The organism is Pseudonocardia sp. McavD-2-B (assembly GCF_024124365.1).
In the GTDB taxonomy this organism is placed as follows: domain Bacteria; phylum Actinomycetota; class Actinomycetes; order Mycobacteriales; family Pseudonocardiaceae; genus Pseudonocardia; species Pseudonocardia alni.
Genome location: NZ_JAMXSG010000027.1, coordinates 1 through 18,668 on the forward strand (window position 1 = coordinate 1; position 18,668 = coordinate 18,668).

General features: G+C 74.2%; 9 protein-coding genes and 1 pseudogene. 5 read left to right on the forward strand and 5 right to left on the reverse strand.

Annotated features, from left to right (window positions below; all coding sequences use genetic code 11):
* Both NH602_RS06450 and NH602_RS06455 read right to left on the reverse strand, forming a co-directional pair.
* A pseudogene (locus NH602_RS06450) lies at positions 1–8,370 on the reverse strand (type I polyketide synthase); the annotation flags it as partial.
* Between the two features lie 190 nt (positions 8,371–8,560).
* On the reverse strand, positions 8,561–9,595 hold the full coding sequence (locus tag NH602_RS06455; RefSeq protein ID WP_073575136.1) for a GDP-mannose 4,6-dehydratase: 1,035 nt from the start codon (positions 9,593–9,595) through the stop codon (positions 8,561–8,563).
* A gap of 290 nt (positions 9,596–9,885) precedes the next feature.
* On the opposite strand from NH602_RS06455, the gene NH602_RS06460 reads away from it, so the two are divergent.
* From NH602_RS06460 to NH602_RS06480, 5 genes are read left to right on the forward strand one after another with little or no spacing between them, the layout of a single operon-like run.
* The gene (locus tag NH602_RS06460) at positions 9,886–11,640 is read left to right on the forward strand and encodes an ABC transporter ATP-binding protein (RefSeq protein WP_073575137.1); all 1,755 of its coding nucleotides are present in this window, start codon (positions 9,886–9,888) and stop codon (positions 11,638–11,640) included.
* Positions 11,618–13,510: an ABC transporter ATP-binding protein gene (locus NH602_RS06465; RefSeq protein ID WP_253067301.1), complete on the forward strand. Its 1,893-nt coding sequence runs from the start codon at positions 11,618–11,620 to the stop codon at positions 13,508–13,510. The genes NH602_RS06460 and NH602_RS06465 overlap by 23 nt, the downstream gene beginning before the upstream one ends.
* Before the next feature lie 30 nt (positions 13,511–13,540).
* On the forward strand, positions 13,541–14,389 hold the full coding sequence (locus tag NH602_RS06470; RefSeq protein ID WP_100877987.1) for a metallophosphoesterase: 849 nt from the start codon (positions 13,541–13,543) through the stop codon (positions 14,387–14,389).
* Complete coding sequence (locus NH602_RS06475; protein WP_073575139.1) at positions 14,386–15,060, forward strand: 4'-phosphopantetheinyl transferase; 675 nt, start codon at positions 14,386–14,388, stop codon at positions 15,058–15,060. The genes NH602_RS06470 and NH602_RS06475 overlap by 4 nt, the downstream gene beginning before the upstream one ends.
* A 41-nt stretch (positions 15,061–15,101) precedes the next feature.
* The gene (locus NH602_RS06480; RefSeq protein ID WP_179760056.1) at positions 15,102–16,529 is read left to right on the forward strand and encodes a glycosyltransferase; all 1,428 of its coding nucleotides are present in this window, start codon (positions 15,102–15,104) and stop codon (positions 16,527–16,529) included.
* A 542-nt stretch (positions 16,530–17,071) separates the two neighbouring features.
* On the opposite strand, the gene NH602_RS06485 is transcribed toward NH602_RS06480, so the two are convergent.
* The 3 genes from NH602_RS06485 to NH602_RS06495 are packed head-to-tail and all read right to left on the reverse strand — an operon-like array spanning position 17,072 to position 18,631.
* Positions 17,072–17,509, reverse strand: a complete 438-nt coding sequence (locus NH602_RS06485; RefSeq protein ID WP_179760057.1) for a low molecular weight phosphatase family protein — start codon at positions 17,507–17,509, stop codon at positions 17,072–17,074.
* A complete protein-coding gene (locus NH602_RS06490; protein ID WP_253067302.1) occupies positions 17,506–17,934 on the reverse strand; it encodes an arsenate reductase ArsC in 429 nt (142 codons plus the stop codon). Before NH602_RS06490 ends, NH602_RS06485 begins: the two co-directional genes overlap by 4 nt.
* 25 nt (positions 17,935–17,959) lie before the next feature.
* Positions 17,960–18,631, reverse strand: a complete 672-nt coding sequence (locus NH602_RS06495; RefSeq protein ID WP_073575142.1) for an arsenate reductase ArsC — start codon at positions 18,629–18,631, stop codon at positions 17,960–17,962.
* Positions 18,632–18,668 lie beyond the last annotated feature (37 nt).

The window sequence follows — 18,668 nt, forward strand, 5'->3', positions numbered from 1 at the left end:
GCAGTCGTCGTCGAGGACGAGCCGGCGGACCCGGGCGCCGTGCGCGCCGAGGGTGTCGGCGAGCCCGTCGAGCAGCGTGGTCTCGGCGTCGGTGGTGGCGCCGGTGGCGACCAGCAGCCAGGTGCCGTCGAGGACCGGCGCGGCGGGGCGCCGCAGCCGGGTCCACTCGACGCGGTAGCGCAGGGTGTCGAGCCGGGCCTTCTCCCGGTTGCCGCGCCGCCACGTGGTCAGTGCGGGCAGCAGCGGGGTGGCGACGTCGTCGGCGTCGAGGCCGAGGATGCCGGCGAGCTCGGCGGCGTCCCCGCGCTCGACGGCGGCCCAGAGCTGCCGGTCGGCCGGGTCGGTGTCCTCCCCGGCGGACGCGGCGGCCGCGGGCAGCTGCGGCCAGTAGAACTCGTGCTGGAAGGCGTAGGTCGGCAGGGCGGTGCGGCGGGCACCGGTCCCGTGCAGCAGCGCGGCGGGGTCGAGGTCCAGGCCGTGGACCTGCAGCCGGGCGGCGGCCGTCGCGGCGGCGAGCTCCTCGCCCCGGTCGGCGCGCAGGAAGGGCACCAGCGCGGTGTCGGCGCCGTCCCCGAGGGTCTCGCGGGCCATCGCGGTGAGCGGTGCGTCGGGTCCCAGCTCCAGAAGGACGGTCGCGCCCTGGTCGTGCAGCGTGGTGACGCAGTCGGCGAACCGGACCGCCTCGCGCACGTGCCGCACCCAGTACCCGGGCTCGCACAGCTCGGTGTCGGCGGCCCGGGCGCCGGTGAGGTTGGAGACCACCGGGATCCGGGGCGCGTGGTACTCGATCCGCTCGGCCACGGCCCGGAAGTCCTCGAGCATGCCGTCCATGTGCGGCGAGTGGAACGCGTGGCTGACCCGCAGTGTGCGGGTCCGGCGGCCCTGCTCGGCGAACGTCGCGGCGAGCGCGGCGGTGGCGTCGGCGTCGCCGGAGACGACTACCGATCCCGGCGCGTTCACCGCCGCGATCGACACCCGCTCGTCGAGCAGCGGGGTGACCTCGTCCTCGCCGGCCGCGATCGCGACCATGGCGCCACCGGTGGGCAGCGCCTGCATGAGCCGTGCGCGGGCGGCGACCAGCCGGGCGGCGTCGGCCAGGGTGAACACCCCGGCGACGTACGCGGCGGTGATCTCGCCGATCGAGTGCCCGGCCACGAGGTCGGCCCGCACGCCCCAGCTCTCGACGAGCCGGTACAGCGCGACCTCGACCGCGAACAGCGCGGGCTGGGTCCAGCCGGTCTCGTCGAGCAGCGCGGCCTCCGCGGTGCCCCCCTCGGCGAACACGACCTCGGCGAGCGGCCGCTCGAGCAGCGGGTCCAGCGCGGCGCAGACCTCGTCGAACGCGGCGGCGAACACCGGCTGGGCGGCGTACAGCTCGCGGCCCATCGCGGCGCGCTGGCTGCCCTGGCCGGTGAACAGCACCGCGGTCCGGGCACGCCCGGCGGCCTCCCCCTCCACGACGCGCGGGTCCGGACGTCCGGCGGCGAGCGCGCCGAGCGCGGCGAGCAGGTCCTCGCGGTCGCCCGCCAGTACGGCGGCGCGCTGGTCGAAGCGGGTGCGGGTGGTGGCGAGTGAGTGGGCGAGGTCGGCCGTGCGGACGCCCGGGTGGTCCCGCAGGTGGTCGAGCAGCCGGCCGGCCTGGGCGCGCAGCGCGGGGCGGCCGCGGCCCGAGAGCAGAAGCGGGACCACGGCCGGGGTGGCCCCGGGACCGGGGTCGGGGGCGGGCGCGGAGTCCGGTCCCTGCTCCAGCACCGTGTGCACGTTGGTGCCGCTGATCCCGAACGACGACACCGCGGCCCGGCGCGGACGGCCGGTCTCCGGCCACGCGGTCTGCTCGGTGAGCAGCTCCACGGCACCCTCGGTCCAGTCCACGTGCGAGGAACGGGTGTCCGCGTGCAGCGTGCGGGGCAGCACGCCGTGCCGCATCGCCAGCACCATCTTGATCACGCCGGCGACGCCGGCGGCGGCCTGGGTGTGCCCGATGTTGGACTTCAGCGACCCCAGGTGCAGCGGCCGGTCGGTGTCCCGGTCCCGGCCGTAGGTGGCCAGCAGCGCCTGGGCCTCGATCGGGTCGCCCAGCGAGGTGCCGGTGCCGTGCGCCTCGACGACGTCGACGTCGTCGGTGGACAGCCCCGCGCTCGCCAGCGCCTGGCGGATCACCCGCTGCTGGGACGGCCCGTTCGGGGCGGTGATCCCGTTGGAGGCGCCGTCGGAGTTGACCGCGGACCCGCGGACCACGGCCAGGATGTCGTGGCCGTGGCGCAGCGCTTCGGACTGCCGTTCCAGCACCAGCATGCCGACGCCCTCGGACCAGCCGACGCCGTCGGCGTCGTCGGAGAAGGCCTTGCAGCGCCCGTCCGGGGACAGGCCGCGCTGGCGGGCGAAGTCGACGAACGCCGCCGGGGTGGACATGACGGTGACACCGCCGGCCAGCGCGAGCGAGCACTCCCCGGTCCGCAGCGCCTGCATCGCCCAGTGCATCGCGACCAGCGAGGACGAGCACGCGGTGTCGACGGTGACCGCGGGCCCCTCCAGCCCGAGGGTGTAGGCGACCCGGCCCGAGGCCAGGCTCGGCGAGCTGCCGACCCCCTGGAAGCCCTCGAACTCGGGCCCCCCGGCCAGGACGGCGTTGTAGTCGCTGTACATGACACCGGCGAACACGCCGGTCGCGGTGCCGCGCAGCGTCGACGGGTCGATGCCCGCCCGCTCGACGGCCTCCCACGAGGTCTCCAGCAGCTGGCGCTGCTGCGAGTCGGTGGCCAGCGCCTCGCGCGGGCTCATCCCGAAGAAGGCCGGGTCGAACTCGCCCGCCTCGTGCAGGAACCCGCCGGAGCGGGTGTAGGTGGTGCCGGGGTGGTCCGGGTCCGGGTGGTGCAGCGCCTCGAGGTCCCAGTTCCGGTTGGTCGGGAAACCGGAGATCGCGTCGGTGCCCTCGGTGACCAGGCGCCACAGCTCGTCGGGCGTGGACACCCCGCCCGGGTAGCGGCAGGCCATGCCGACGATGACGATCGGGTCCTCGACGTCCACCGCGACGCGGGCGGCCGGGACGGCCTCGGTCTCGGCGCCCAGCAGCTCGTCGGTGACGTGGGCCGCGAGGTGCCGGACCGTCGGGTGGTCGAACACGAGTGTGGCGGGCAGCCGCAGCCCGGTGACGGTACCGAGCCGGTTGCGCAGCTCGACGGCGGTCAACGAGTCGAACCCGAGGTCGCGGAACGCGCGGCCGGCGTCGACGTCGGCCGCACCGGCGTGCCCGAGCACCAGGGCGACCTGGCCGCGGACCAGGTCCAGGACCATCTCCTCGCGTCCCTCGGCGTCCAGGCGGGCCAGCCGCTGGGCGAGACCGTTCGCCGTCGCCGAGCCGGTGGCCGCGGTGCGCCGGGCCCGGGTACGGATCAGGGACCGGAGCAGCGGCGGGACCTCGCCGCCGGCCCGCAGGGCGGGCAGGTCCAGACGGACCGGCACCAGGGCGGGCTCGGGGGCGCCGAGCGCGGCGTCGAACAGGGTCAGCCCCTGCTCCACGGTGAGGGCGGGGGTCCCGGCGCGGGCCATTCGCGCCATGTCCTCGTCGGAGACGCCACCGGTCATCCCGCCGGTCCGCTCCCACGGTCCCCAGGCCAGCGACAGACCTGCCAGGCCCGCGGCCCGACGGTGCGCGGCGAGCGCGTCGAGGGCGGCGTTGCCCGCCGCGTAGTTCGCCTGCCCGGGGCTGCCGAACACCCCGGCGACCGAGGAGAACAGCACGAACGCGTCGAGGTCGAGACCCAGGGCCGCGGCCGCGGTGTGCAGGTTCCACGCGGCGTCGACCTTCGGGCGCAGCACCGCCGCGAGCCGCTGCGGGGTCAGCGAACCGACGGTGGCGTCGTCGAGCACCCCGGCGGCGTGCACCACCGAGGTCACCCGGTGCGCGCCGAGCAACTCGGTCACCGCCGCGGGGTCGCTCACGTCGCAGGCGACGACCTGGGCCCGCGCACCGGCGGCGGTGAGGTCGGAGACCAGCTCGGCCGCGCCGTCGGCGGCCGGGCCGCGGCGCCCGACCAGCAGCAGGTCGGTCACGCCGTGGGTGGTGGCCAGGTGCCGGGCGACGACGGCACCCAGGCCGCCGGTGCCGCCGGTGACCAGCACGGCGCCGTCCCCGAACGACGGGGTGGCGCCGGCCTCGCGCGGGGCGGGGCGGCGCACGAGCCGGGCCGCCCGCAGACCGTCGCGGGTCAGCAGCAGCTCGGGCTCGTCGGCCGTGAGCGCGGTGAGCGGCAGGTCGGCGGGGTCGACGTCCGGGGCGAGGTCGAGCAGCGCGAACCGGCCGGGGTTCTCCGAGCGGGCGGAGCGGAGCAGGCCCCACGCGGCCGCGGCGGCCACGTCGTCACCGGTGGTGGCGCCCCGGGTCACCACGACCAGGCGGGAGCCGTCCAGGCGGTCGGCGTGGTCGAGCCAGGTGCGGACGGCGGCGAGCGCGTCGGCGGCACAGCGGTGCGCCTGCGCGGCCTCCGCTCCCCCGGCCAGGCCGAGCAGCACGACGTCGGGGGCGGGACCGTCTGCGGTCACGAGCGTCGCCAGGTCCGTCGGTCCGGCGACGCCGCCGTGCGCGGCGCCGAGGCCGGGGTGCGTGGCGAGCCCGAGCACGTCGTCGCCGGCGATCACGACGCTGCCGGGGACCTCACCCGCGGGGGTGACGGGCGTCCAGTCGAGCCGGAACAGCGCGTCCCGGGCGACGGCACCGGCGGAGTCGAGGTCGAGCTCGCCGACTCCGCGCAGCACCAGCGAGTCGACGGTGACGACCGGTGCACCGGTCCCGTCGGCGACGGCGACGGCGATCGCGTCGTCGGCGACCGGGGTCAGGCGCACCCGCAGGGTCCCCGCGCCGCTCGCGTGCAGCGTCACGCCCTCCCAGGAGAAGGGCATGCCCCCGCGGCTGCGCTCGCCCAGCTCGACGAACCCTGCGGCGTGCAGTGCGGCGTCGAGCGCGGCGGGGTGCAGGCCGAAGGCGTCGACGTCGGTACGGCCGGCCTCGGGCAGCACGATCTCGGCGTAGACGGCGTCGTCGTGGCGCCAGGCCGCGGTGAGGCCGCGGAAGGCGGGGCCGTAGCCGAAGCCGGCCTGCGCCAGGCGGTCGTAGAGGTCCTCGGTCCCGAGCGGCTCGGCCCCGGCGGGCGGCCACTCGGTCGCGTCCGGGGTCGCCGGGACGGCGCCGCCCGCGGCGAGGACGCCGGTGGCGTGCGGGGTCCAGGGGACGTCGTGCTCGGCGTCGGCGTCGGTGTCCGGCCGGGCGTAGACGGTCAGGGTGCGGCGGCCACCGGCGTCCGGGGCCCCGACCCACAGCTGGACCGCGACCCCGCCCTCGTCGGGCAGGGCCAGCGGGGCGGCGAGGGTCAGCTCCTCCACCCGGTCGCAGCCGACCTCGTCGCCGGCCCGCACGGCCAGCTCCAGGAAGGCGGTGCCGGGCAGCAGGGTGGTGCCGCGCACGGTGTGGTCGACGAGCCAGGGGTGGGTCTGCAGGGACAGCCGTCCGGTGAGCAGCGCGCCCTCGGAGTCGGCGAGCGACACCGTGGCCGACAGCAGCGGATGCCGGGCGGCGCCGAGCCCGGCCGAGCGCAGGTCGGCGGCACCGGTCTGGAGGGCCTTGGGCCAGAACCGGCGGCGCCGGAAGGCGTAGGTGGGCAGGTCGGTGCGGCGGGCGCCGGTGCCGGCGAACCAGGCCGCCCAGTCCACGGCGGTGCCGTGGGTGTGCAGCGCGGCCAGTGCGGCGGTGAGGGTGTGCTCCTCCGGGCGCCCGGCGCGCAGCGCGGGCACGGCGACCGAGGCGGGGGCGCCGGGGTCCGCGGCGTCGAGGCAGTCGCGCGTCATGGCGGACAGGGGGCCGTCCGGGCCGAGCTCGAGGAAGGCGGTGACGTCGTGGCGGGCGAGCCAGTCGACGCCGTCGGCGAACCGGACGGCGCTGCGGACGTGCTCGACCCAGTAGTCGGCCGAGGTGAGCTGGGCGACGGTCGCGAGCTCGCCGGTCACGTCGGAGACGATCGGGATCAGCGGTGCCTGCAGGTCGAGGCCCTCGACGACGGCGCGGAACTCGTCGAGCATCGGTTCCATCAGCGGCGAGTGGAACGCGTGGCTCACCCGCAGCCGCCGGGTCCGGCGCCCCTGGTCGGCGAGCAGCCCGGTGACGGCGGTGACCGCCTCCTCGGCGCCGGACAGCACGACCGCCGACGGGCCGTTGACCGCGGCGACCGCGACCCGGTCGCGGTACCCGTCGAGCAGGGCCTCGACCTCGGCCTCGGTGGCCTGCACCGCGACCATGGCGCCGCCGGTGGGCAGCGCCGCCATCAGGCGGCCGCGGGCGGCGACCAGGGTGGCGGCGTCGTCGAGCGCGAGCACCCCGGCGACGTGTGCGGCGGCGATCTCGCCGACCGAATGTCCGAGCAGGTGGCCCGGGGTGACGCCGAGGGAGGTGACGAGCCGGTACAGCGCCACCTCGACGGCGAAGATCGCGGGCTGGGCGTACGCGGTGTCGTCGAGCAGCGCGACGGCTGCCTCACCGGTGCCGTCGGAGGAGCCACGGATGATCTCGCGCAGCGGACCCTGCATCTGCGCGTCGAAGGCGGAGAGCACGGTGTCCAGTGCCTCGGCGAACACCGGGAATCGGGCGGCGAGCTCACGTCCGGCGCCGACCCGCTGCGAGCCCTGCCCGGTGAACAGCACGGCGAGCCGGCTCTCCGGCCTGGCCTCGGCGGTCACGGTGTCGCGGGCGGTGGCCGGATCGCCCGTGGCCAGCGCGTCCAGGCCACCGGCGAGGGCGTCGCGGTCGGCGGCGAGCAGCACGGCGCGGTGGGCGAACGCGGTCCGGGTGGTGGCCAGCGACCACGCGACGTCGGTCAGCGGGGTGGCGGGGTCGGCGGCGAGGGCGTCCCGGAGCGCAGCGGCCTGGGCGTGCAGCGCGTCGGGGGTGCGTCCGGAGAGCAGGACCGGGAGGGTGCCGGGCACGATCGGGGCGGGCCCGCCGGCGACCGCGCCGTCGTCCTCCGGGGTGGGGGCACCGGTCTCCGGGGCGGGCGCCTGCTCGATGACGGTGTGGGCGTTGGTGCCGCTGATCCCGAACGACGAGACCGCGGCGCGGCGCGGGGCTCCTGTGGCCGGCCAGTCGGTGTTCTCGGTGAGGATGCGGACGGTGTCCGGGGACCAGTCGACGTGCCGGCTGGGGTCCTCGGCGAGCAGCGTGCGGGGCAGTACCCCGTGCCGCATCGCCATCACCATCTTGATCATCCCGGCGACGCCGGCGGCGGCCTGCGTGTGGCTGATGTTCGACTTGACCGAGCCGAGCAGCAGCGGGCGCTCGACGTCCCGGTCCCGCCCGTAGGTGGCCAGCAGCGCCTGCGCCTCGACCGGGTCGCCGAGGGTGGTTCCGGTGCCGTGCGCCTCGACGACGTCGACGTCGCCGGCCGACAACCGGGCGTTGACCAGCGCCTGTTCGATGACCTGTTGCTGGGACGGGCCGTTCGGGGCGGTGAGCCCGTTGGACGCGCCGTCCTGGTTGACCGCGGAGCCGCGGACGACGGCCAGCACCTCGTGCCCGTTGCGGCGCGCGTCGGACAGCCGTTCCAGGACGAGCAGGCCGACGCCCTCGGCCCAGCCGGTTCCGTCGGCCGTGTCGCCGAAGGATCGGCAGCGGCCGTCGGCGGACAGTCCTCCCTGGCGGCCCATCTCGATGAAGGTGCCGGGCCCGGACATCACGGTGACACCGCCGGCCAGTGCCAGCGAGCACTCACCGCCCCGGAGGGCCTGGGTGGCGAGGTGCACCGCCACCAGCGACGACGAGCACGCGGTGTCGACGGTGACCGCCGGGCCGACCGTGCCGAAGGTGTAGGAGATGCGGCCCGACAGGACGCTGCCGGTGTTGCCGGTGAGCTGGAAACCCTCGGCGCCGTCCGCCGGGCCGACCCGGTAGTCCTGCGCCATCGCGCCGACGAACACACCGGTGCGGGTGCCCTGCAGCGAGACCGGGTCGATCCCGGACCGCTCGAACGCCTCCCAGGCGGACTCCAGGACGACCCGCTGCTGCGGGTCCATCGCGACGGCCTCGCGCGGGGAGATGCCGAAGAACTCGGCGTCGAAGTCGGGGGCGTCGTGCAGGAACCCGCCGGACCTCGTCGGGGAGCCGGCGAGCGCGGCGGTGTCCCAGCCGCGGTCGGTGGGGAACGGCGTGACGCCGTCCTCCCCCGCCTCGACCATCCGCCACAGGTCCTCCGGGCTGCGGACACCGCCGGGATAGCGGCAGGCCATCCCGACGACGGCGATCGGCTCCTGGGCGGCGGACTCGAGCTCGCTCACCCGCCGGCGGGTACGGCGCAGGTCGGCCGTGGCCAGCTTGAGGTAGTCCCGGAGCTTCTGTTCGTTGTCCATTCCAACTCCACCCGTCTCGCCGCCGACGCCCGCTGACAATCGCGCCGGAATTCCGCACACATCCGACAGGAACCGAATCGCCGCCCCGTTCCCGCCGTACGACGGAGGGGCTCATCGCAGATGATTCTGCGGAGGATCCGGGCCGGAAATCCCTAGTGTGTCGTCCGCCGGTTCACCAGTTGGCGGCCAGCAGCAGGTGGCCGTACTCGTTCTCCCGCGCCACGTGCTCGAGGTCGGAGTCGACCATCATCCGCATGAGCTCGGGGAAGTCGACCTCGGGCGTCCAGTCGAGCAGCCGCCGGGCCCGCAGGCTGTCGGCGCACAGCACCTCGACCTCGGCCGGGCGCACCAGCGCCGGGTCGATGACGACCTTGTCCCGCCAGTCCAGCCCCACGTGCTCGAACGCGATCTGCACCGCGTCCCGCACCGAGTGCATCTGGCCGGTGCCGATCACGTAGTCGTCGGGCTCGCCCTGCTGCAGCATGAGGTGCATCGCGCGGACGTAGTCACCCGCGTAGCCCCAGTCGCGCACCGCGTCGAGGTTGCCCAGCGCGAGGTCGCGCTGCAGGCCGAGCTTGATCCGGGCGACCGCCAGGGAGATCTTGCGGGTGACGAACTCCTGGCCACGGCGCGGCGACTCGTGGTTGAACAGCATGCCCGACACCGCGTACATGCCGAACGACTCGCGGTAGTTGCGGGTGATGTAGTGGCCGTAGGCCTTGGCGGCGCCGTAGGGGCTGCGCGGGTGGAACAGCGTCGTCTCCCGCTGCGGGGTCTCCGCGGCCTTGCCGAACATCTCCGACGACGAGGCCTGGTAGAAGCGGATCTGCCCGTTCGGCGACGCCGTGCGCGACATCGAGAGGCCGGAGACCATCCGGATCGCCTCGAGCACCCGGAGCACACCGGTGCCGTTGACCTCGGTGACGAGCTCGGCCTGCTGCCAGGACATCGGGACGAACGAGATCGCGCCGAGGTTGTAGACCTCGTCGGGCTGCACCGTGTCGACGGCCGAGACCAGGCTGGCCTGGTCCATCAGGTCGCCGTCGACGAACTCCAGCTCGGACGCCAGCCGGCTGACCCGCGTCTTGCGGGGGTTGGCCTGCCCCCGGATCAGGCCCCAGACCTGGTAGCCCTGCGACAGCAGGTGCTCCGCCAGGTAGGAGCCGTCCTGACCGGTGATTCCGGTGATCAGTGCGCGTTTGGACATCGGGATTCCCTTTCGACCGTTACCGGGCCCGCCCATACGCGTCGACCGGCCGTCGGCACGGCGGCGAATACGCTGTCCGGACGAGAGACACGCCGCACGCTGGCAAGATCGGCGAGACGGTGTCAACGAATCCGCCGGGATGTAGGGAATTCACGAGTGCGGCCGCAGGAAATGGTGCGCAGAACTGGGGGATTCCGGGTCCGCGGTCTGGTCGGCTGTCCTGGCCGGTGTGCCACCGGCATCGTCCACCGGGCGGCCCGGCGGTCGCCGTGAACCGGGGGTGTCCTGACGTGCTGTGGAGACTCGCGCGCACCCGGCTGCGCGGCTACGCCGGGCCGGCGGGCGCCCTCGTCGTCCTCCAGACCGCGCAGATCGCCGGAACGCTGCTGCTGCCGACGCTCGGCGCGGCCCTCATCGACGAGGGTGTGGTCCGCGCCGACCCCGGCCGGATCGCCGAGCTCGGGGTGCTGATGGCCGGCACCGCCGTGGTCCAGATCGCGGCGGCGCTGGCGGCGACCGCCCTGGGGGCACGCACCTCCACCGCGGTGGGCCGGGACCTGCGCGCCGCGGTGTTCGACCGCATCCTGGACTTCTCCGCCCGCGAGATCGGCAGGTTCGGGACGGCGTCGCTGCTGACCCGCACGGTCAACGACGTCCAACAGGTGCAGAACCTCGCCCGTTCCGGGTTCGGTGTCGTCGTGTCCGCCCCCCTGATGTGCATCGGCAGCATCGTGCTCGCGCTGGCGCAGGACGTACCGCTGGCACTGCTGCTGGTCGTCCTCGTGCTGGTCGTCGGGGTGGCCTTCGGTCTGCTGCTGGTCCGGATGGGTGGCCTCTACGGCCGGATGCAGCTCGCCCTCGACGACCTCGGACGGCTGCTCCGGGAGTCGATCACGGGGGTGCGGGTGGTCCGCTCGTTCGTCCGTGAGGACCACGAGCAGGTGCGCTTCACCCGCAGCAACGACGCGTTCCTCGACCTCTCCCGGCAGGTCGGCCGGCTGATCGCCACGATGCTGCCGCTGGTGCTGCTGATGATGAACGTGTTCACGGTCGTCCTGATGTGGCTCGGCGCCCACCGCATCGACGCAGGCGTGATGCAGCTGGGCGCGCTCAGCGCATTCCTGTTCTACCTGTCGTTGATCCTCATGTCGGTCGTGATGCTCGCGTTCGTGTTCCTGCAGGTGCCGCGGGCCCGGGTGGGGGCGGGCCGGATCCTGGAGGTGCTCGACACCGAGCCGGCCGTGGCCGCACCGGCGACCCCGGCTCCGCTCCACGGCCCCGCGGGACGGGTCGAGATCCGGGACGCCGAGTTCCGCTACCCGGGCGCGGAGCGTGCGGTGCTGCGCGGGGTCGACCTGGTCGTCGAGCCGGGCGAGCGGCTCGCGGTGCTGGGCGGCACCGGGAGCGGCAAGTCGACCCTGCTGAACCTCGTGCTGCGGCTGGTCGATCCGACCGCGGGCACGGTCCGGGTGGGTGGCACCGACGTGCGACGGCTCGACCCCGCGGTGCTCACCGGCGTCGTCGGGTTCGTGCCGCAGCGCCCCTACCTGTTCGCCGGCACGGTCGCGAGCAATCTGCGGTTCGGGCGGACGGACGCGACCGACGACGAGCTCTGGGAGGCATTGCGCGTCGCGCAGGCCGACGGCTTCGTCGCGCGGATGCCGGGCGGTCTGGATGCGGAGATCGCGCAGGGCGGCACCACCGTGTCCGGTGGCCAGCGCCAGCGGCTGTGCATCGCCCGCACCCTGGTCCGCCGGCCCGAGATCTACCTGTTCGACGACTGCTTCTCCGCGTTGGACCAGGCCACCGACGCCGCACTGCGGGCGGCGCTGGCCCCGTGGACCGCAGGCGCCACCGTGATCACCGTGACCCAGCGGGTCGCCACCGCGCGCGACGCCGACCGGGTCGTCGTCCTCGACGCCGGACGGCTGGTCGCCGACGGCACCCACGACGACGTCCTGCGCGACAGCCCGACCTACCGCGAGATCGCGAACTCCCAGCCCACCGAGGAGGACGTCGCCCATGGCCTCGCCGGACGTCACTGAGCCCGCCCCGTCGGCGGCCACCCGGCCGGGGGAGGGCCCGGCGGGACCACCCGACGGACCCGCGCCGGGTGACCGCCCGGCGCGCCGGCTCGTGGGGCTGCTGCGGCCGCACCGCGGGCCGGTGGCGCTGGCCGTCCTGACCGGCGTGGCCGGGATCGCGCTCAACGCCGTCGGCCCGCTGCTACTGGGCCGGGTGACCGACCTGATCGCGGTCGGCGTCCTGGGTCCGGGCGGAGCGGGCGGGCCCGCAGCGGGCAGCCCCGGCCCTGCCGACGGTGTCGACTTCGACTCGGTCGCCAGGTTGCTGCTGGTCCTGCTCGTGGTCTACCTGGGGGCGTCGCTGTTCACGCTCGTCCAGGGCCGGATCGTCGCATCCGTGGTGTGGCAGGTGATCCACGACCTGCGGGGCCGGGCCCGGGCGAAACTGTCCCGCCTCCCGCTGCGGCACTACGACCGGCATGCGGCCGGCGAGACCCTCGGACGTACCACCACCGACGTCGACAACCTCCAGCAGACCCTCCAACAGACCCTGGCCGAGCTGATCACCTCGCTCCTGTCGCTGGTCGCGATGCTCACGCTGATGGTGGTGATCTCGCCGTCGCTGGCGATGGTGATGATCCTCAGCGTGCCGCTGGCGGGGCTGCTCGCGGTCGGGCTGGGTCGCCACGCGCACCCGCAGTTCACCACACAGTGGGAGGCCAACGGCGCGCTCAACGCCCACGTCGAGGAGGTCTGCACCGGGCACTCCCTCATCCGCGGCCACCACCGCCGGGACGAGGCGCGGCGCCGGTTCGCCGAGTGCAACGACGCGGTGTACCGGGCCGGGGCGTCGGCCCAGACCTCGTCCGGCGCGATGGAGCCGGTGATGATGTTCGTGGCGAACCTCGGGTACCTGGTGGTGGCCGTCCTCGGCGCGTGGAAGGTGCTCTCCGGCTCGCTCACCCTCGGCGACGTGCAGGCGTTCATCCTCTACGCCCGCCAGTTCAGCCAGCCGATCGTCGAGATCGCCTCGGTGGCCGGGCGGCTCCAGTCGGGGGTGGTGTCGGCGAAGCGGGTGTTCACGCTGCTCGACGCGCCCGAACAGTCGCCCGAGCCGGCCCGCCCTGCCGTGCCCGCGGCACCGGCGGGCCGGGTCGAGTTCCGCCGGGTGTCGTTCCGCTACGTCCCCGACGTCCCGCTCATCGAGGACCTGTCGCTGACCGTGGAGCCGGGCAGCACGGTCGCGATCGTCGGATCCACCGGCGCGGGGAAGACCACCCTGGGCAACCTCCTCGTGCGCTTCTACGAGATCGACGGCGGGCAGATCCTGCTCGACGGCGTGGACACCGCGACGATGACCCGCGCCGGCCTGCGGTCCCGGTTCGGGCTCGTCCTGCAGGACACCTGGCTGTTCGGCGGGACCATCGCCGAGAACATCGCCTACGGCGCGCCCGGCGCGACCCGCGACGAGATCGAGCAGGCGGCCCGCGCCACCTGCGTCGACACGTTCGTCGCGACGCTGCCCGACGGCTACGACACCGTCCTCGACGAGGACTCCGGCGGCGCCAGCGCCGGACAGAAGCAGCTGATCACGGTGGCGCGGGCGTTCCTCGCCGACCCCGCCGTGCTCGTCCTCGACGAGGCCACCAGCTCCGTCGACACCCGCACCGAGCTGCTGATCCAGCGCGCGATGGCCACCGTGCGGACCGGGCGGACCAGCTTCGTGATCGCGCACCGGCTGTCGACGATCCGCGACGCCGACCGGATCGTGGTCATGGACGCCGGCCGGATCGTCGAGCAGGGCACCCACGACACACTGCTGCGCGCCGGTGGCGCCTACGCCCGGCTGCACGCCGCGCGTACCAGCGACGCCGACACCCTGGCCCCCTGACCGTTCCCCGACCGACCGGGAGGACCCACCGTGCCCGAACCCCAGCTGCTCGCCGTCGCCGACCTCCACGTCGTGCACGCCGAGAACCGGGCGCTCGTCGAGTCGCTGCGCCCGTCCACCGGGCGCGACTGGCTGATCGTCGCCGGTGACGTCGGCGAGATGTACGCCGACATCGAGTCGACCCTGCGTCTGCTCGCGAGCCGCTTCGCACGCGTGCTCTGGACCCCGGGCAACCACGACCTGTGGACCCATCCGCAGGACCCCTGCACGCTGCGCGGCGACGCGCGCTACCGGGCGCTCGTCGAGACCTGCCGGGAGCTGGGCGTCACCACTCCGGAGGACCCGTACCCGGTGTGGGACGGTCCCGGCGGACCGGTCGCCGTCGCCCCGCTGTTCGTCGGCTACGACTACTCCTTCCGCGCCCCCGGCGCGACGACGGCGGCGGAGTCGCTCCGGATCGCTCACGACGCGGGTGTCGTCTGTTCCGACGAGTTCCTGCTGCATCCCGACCCCTACCCGGACCGCGCCACCTGGTGCCGACGCCGGGCCGCGCTGACCGAGCACCGCCTGGCCGCGGTCGACCCGGACCTGCCGACGGTGCTGGTGAACCACTGGCCGCTGCTGCGTCATCCGACGCGGGTGCTGCGGTACCCGGAGTTCGCGCAGTGGTGCGGCACCGAGCTGACGGCCGACTGGCACGTCCGGTTCCGCGCCGCGGCCGTCGTCTACGGCCACCTGCACATCCCCCGCGTCACCTACCACGACGGGGTCCGTTTCGAGGAGGTGTCGGTGGGCTATCCGCGCGAATGGCGGCCCCGGCCGCCCCGGGAACCGTTGCGCGCGGTGCTGCCGCTGCCGGTCGCCGGGGGTGTGCGGTGATCGAGCACGTGCTGCCCGGCCGGGTCGTCACCGAGTGCGCCTACGACGACGAGGAGCACCCCGGCGAGGGCCTCTTCCCCCAGGAGCGCGAGCTCGTCGCCCGGGCCGTGGAGTCCCGGCGGCGCGAGTTCACCACGGTGCGCAGGCTCGCCCGCCGCGCGCTGGGCCGGCTCGGCCGCTCCCCCGCCCCGATCCTCCCGAACCGTCGCGGAGCCCCGCAGTGGCCGCCCGGGGTGGTCGGCAGCATGACGCACTGCACCGGGTACCGGGCGGCCGCGGTGTCCTCGGTCGCCGAGTCCGCCGCGGTGAGCATCGACGCCGAGCCGGACGCACCGCTGCCCGCCGGGGTCCTGGAGACCGTCACCCTGCCCTCCGAGCGGGCGCTGCTCGCCGGGCTGGGACGGCGGCGGCCGGACATCGCGTGGGACCGGATGTACTTCAGCGCCAAGGAGAGCGTCTTCAAGGCCTGGTACCCGTTGACCGGTCGCGAGCTGGACTTCGACGAGGCCGAGATCGCGTTCGACGCCGCGGCCGGCACGTTCTCCGCCCGTCTGCTCGTCCCCGGCCCGGTCGTCGGCGGACGGAGCGTGCCGGTGTTCCCCGGGCGCTGGCACGCCGACCGGGGCCTGCTCGTCACCGCGGTGCATCTGCCGCCGCCACCGGCGGCGTGACTCCGGGGTTTTCCCGGCCCCCGCGGTGGTGCACTGGCCGCATGGAGCAGACCACCGGCACGCAGCGGGCCGACGGCCCCGGACAGGAGGCGGATCAGGCCGGTGCGCGGCCGGTCCTGTTCTGCTGTACCCACTCCACCGGGGAGGCCGCCACCAGTCTCGCGCTCGCCGGCGAGCTGGCCCGGCGCGGCGTACCGGACCTCGTGTTCGCCGCCGACGAGAACCTCCGCGGCCCGGTCGAGGAGCTCGCCGACCGCAGCGCGGTGGAGTTCGTCTCCCTGGGCCCGGTGAACCCGGCGCTGGCACTCACCATGATGGACGACGCGACCTATGACCGGATCTACCAGCGGTCCCGGGTCCGCGCGTTGCGCGCACGGGCCCGGCAGCTGTTCGACGTCGACCACCTGCTGCAGCGCTACCAGGCGCTCGACGAGGTCGTCGAGCGTGTCCGCCCCGCCCTGATGGTGATCAACCGGTTCGCCACGCACGCCGTCCTGGTCGCGCTGGCCCGCGGTATCCCCTACGTCATCACCGCACCGTGCCTGCTCAGCAGCCTCGTCGAGCACGACCTGCCGCGCGGGTTCCCCCCGCCGTCGTCCGGGCTGCCGCTGCGCCGCACCCTGCGCCAGGAGCTGGACCGGATCTGGTTCCGGATCGGCGTGGGCAGCCTGTTCCTCGACCGTTCGGTGCTGCGCAGGGCCGTCCGGCTGCACAAGCGGATGGGCGAGCTCGGGCTCGACCCGCGCACGCTGCGCGCCCCGGTCCAGCAGGAGGGCGCCCGCTCCCTGCTCTGCTTCACCGTCCCCGGGGTCGACTACCCGCTACCGGTCCCGGACCGGGTACGGATGGTGGGGGCGCTCGTCCCCCCGAGCCGCCACGACGAGCGCGACGCGGCCGTCACCGAGTGGCTCGACGCGCACCCGTCGGTCGTCTACGTGGCGTTCGGCTCGGTGACCCGGATGACGGCCGATCAGGTCCGGTCACTCGTCGAGCTGGCCCGCAGGCTCGGCGACGACCACGGCCTGCTCTGGGTGGTGCACCGGGACCAGCAGCGTCTCCTGCCCGCCGAGCTGCCGGCGAACCTGAAGGTGGTGCCCTGGGTCCATTCCCAGCTCGGGGTCCTGGAGCACCCGCACGTCCGGGCGTTCTTCACCCACGGGGGGAGCAACAGCATCCACGAGAGCCTCTACTTCGGGGTTCCCGTGCTGGTCCGTCCCACCCTCGTCGACCAGTTCGACCACGCGGTCCGTGCGGTCGACACGGGGATCGGGTTGACCGTCGAGCGGCCGGACCGCATCGACGTCGACGACACCCACGGCAGGCTGCTGCGGTTGCTGCACGAACCCGGGTTCGCCGACCGCGCGCGGGAGATCGGGCAGGTCCAGCGATCCGCCGGCGGGCTCCGCGTGGCCGGTGACGCCGTGCTGATGGAGCTTCGCGAAGCGTCGGTACCGACCCCCAGCGCCTGACCACCAGCGGGACCACTCGCCGCGCTCGTCCACGGCGTCCTGTCGCGGAAAGCTGTGGCTCGGACGGCGGTGCCCTCGGACGGCTTGCCGGACGCGTTCACCGATCCGATCCGGTAGCCCATCCCGCGGACCCGCACCTTCTCCGAACCGTGCGGGAGCGGGGACCGGAACACGTCGTGGTCGCCCTACGGGCACAGGCACCGCTCCGTCGAGGCGGAGCGGAGCACCGAACCCCATCCCGCATCGTGGAGCTGCATGCTCCACGTCCACTCCACGCTCAGACCACAATGGACTTGTTCGTGGTCGCTGGCGATCATTCCCCTCGGGCGTCGCCCCGAGGTCGGACGCGGAGAAGGCGGCACCAGCCGAAGGGGATACCGCCTCGTTCCGACCGTCGGGACGGCAGGATTTGATCCTGCGACCCCGTGATGCGTGTTCGAGAGGCCCTCGAGCGGGGTGCTGGTACTGGCGGAGTTCGGCAGTGAAGCGCCCCGGGTTCAGTGCAGGCTCTGGGGTGCCCCGGGTTCAGCCAACGTCGACAACTACACGAGCGGGCCTCGCGATTCCGGAGGTGGGCCGGCCAGCTCAGCAAGCAGCAGGTCGACCCGAGCCGCTATGTCGTCGCGGATCAGGCGCATTCGTTCGAGTCCCTCGATCCCTCGCGCAGAGGGTTCGTCGGTGTCCCAAGTGCGAACCTCGATGTCCCCTCCGTCGACGTGTGCCTCCCGGCCGAGGGTGACCACGAGGTCGACGCGATGGAGCAGCTCGGGGTCGATGGGCTTGGGCGTCTCGCCGGTGATGTCCGCACCGGACTCACCCAGCACCTGCGCGGCCAGGGCGTTGACGGCACTACCCGGGCTGGTACCGGCGGAGTGGACCTCGACCCGGTCCTGGGCAGCGGCCCGCATGAGGCCGGCTGCCATCTGGGACTTGCCGCCGTTGCGGACGCAGACGAACAGGACCGACGGGGTGGCGGTCACGACGGTTTCGCTTCCGCTTCGATACCGGTCAGCTCGCCCAGCAGGGCACGGACCCGGGCATCGATGTCGTCGCGGATCGGCCGTACCTCGTCGACGGTCTTCCCGGCGGGATCGTCGAGCTGCCAGTCGAGGTAGCGCTTGCCCGGGAACACCGGGCACGCGTCGCCGCAGCCCATGGTGATCACGACGTCGGCGGCGTCGACGGCGTCGGTGGTCAGACGCTTCGGGATCTCGGCGCTGAGGTCGATATCGCTCTCGGCCATGACCTCGCGGACCGCGGGGTTGATGCTCTCGGCCGGCGCGGAGCCGGCCGAGCGGACGCGGACCGATCCGGCGGCGTGGTGGTCCAGCAGGGCGGCGGCCATCTGGGACAGTCCTGCGTTGTGGACGCAGACGAACAGGACTTCGGGGATGGCGTCGACCATCAGGGTGCTCTCCTGGGATCGGTGGTCAGGGGTGGGATCGATGTCGGACCGGGGCGGGCAGCAGCTCGTCGACGAGTCGGCGGACCCGCTGCTCGATGGCGTCCCGGATCGGACGGACGGCGGCGAGGTCGAGACCGTCCGGGTCGGCGATGTCCCAGTCCTCGTAACGGCGACCGGGGAAGATGGGGCAGGCGTCGCCACACCCCATCGTGATCACCGCGTCGGCGGCGCGGACGATCTCGTCGGTCCAGGGTTTCGGGAACTCGGAGCTGATGTCGATGCCGACCTCGGCCATGGCCGCCACGGCGGCCGGGTTGACCGTGTGCGCAGGGGACGAACCGCCCGACCAGCCCACGGCCCGGTCCCCGGTCAGGTGTGTGAAGAAGCCGAGGGCCATCTGTGACCGGCCGGCGTTGTGGGTGCAGAGGAACAGCGCGACCGGTCGTCCGTCGTCGTCATGGCCCTCGACCCGTGCCAGGGCCCGCAGCCGCTGGCGTGCGAAGCGCTCGGCCAGCAGCGGCAGGAAGTTCAGCACGACCGCGCGGCCGGCGAACTCGTCGTAGGACGAGTGCAGGAACCGCTCGATGGTCTCCGTGCCGAACGTGTCGTCGAACTCCCGGGCCAGGTTCGTGGCCGCCGTGGTCAGGGCGAGCTGCTGGTCGATCGAGAGGGTGTCGCGGTGCCACGGACCGGTCATGGCGGGCCTTCTTCCTCGAAGGGCGATCGTGGTGTGG

Excerpts from the sequence above, each read along its gene's own strand:
- NH602_RS06480 (WP_179760056.1), top strand. The coding sequence starts at position 15,102 with ATGGAGCAGACCACCGGCACGCAGCGGGCCGACGGCCCCGGACAGGAG.
- NH602_RS06490 (WP_253067302.1), bottom strand. The coding sequence starts at position 17,934 with ATGGTCGACGCCATCCCCGAAGTCCTGTTCGTCTGCGTCCACAACGCA.
- NH602_RS06495 (WP_073575142.1), bottom strand. The coding sequence starts at position 18,631 with ATGACCGGTCCGTGGCACCGCGACACCCTCTCGATCGACCAGCAGCTC.
- NH602_RS06455 (WP_073575136.1), bottom strand. The coding sequence starts at position 9,595 with ATGTCCAAACGCGCACTGATCACCGGAATCACCGGTCAGGACGGCTCC.
- NH602_RS06465 (WP_253067301.1), top strand. The coding sequence starts at position 11,618 with ATGGCCTCGCCGGACGTCACTGAGCCCGCCCCGTCGGCGGCCACCCGG.